General features: G+C 37.7%; 1 protein-coding gene. It reads right to left on the minus strand.

The annotated features are described in order from the left end of the window. Positions 1-302: hypothetical protein (locus AOA61_RS31910; protein ID WP_218197372.1), on the minus strand; the 302-nt coding region annotated here is incomplete at both ends.

Below are 302 nucleotides of genomic sequence, written 5' to 3' on the forward strand. Positions count from 1 at the left end.
TTCTATCCATTTAATTAAGACACCAAATTCACCCACTAGTATTCTGTATACGACAGACTGTTCCAACACTAATCTTCCAACTAACCCTTCCACAAAAGGGACATAAAAATTATTTAGTAGTGGGAGTAGGATAGCCGCACGAATTCCTTTCCCAACCCCTACAACAAATCCAAGTGATAGAACAATAACTAGTAAAGCAATAGGAATCCCTGTTAAAGGTTGTAATGTCCATCTTTCCCATTTATCCATTCTGCTAGGTACAGGCTCTATTTTTTCCTGTACAGCATCAGTGATCTTCATTA

Origin of the sequence: Pseudomonas sp. 2995-1 (assembly GCF_002742505.1) — a bacterium.
GTDB lineage: Bacteria > Pseudomonadota > Gammaproteobacteria > Pseudomonadales > Pseudomonadaceae > Aquipseudomonas > Aquipseudomonas sivasensis.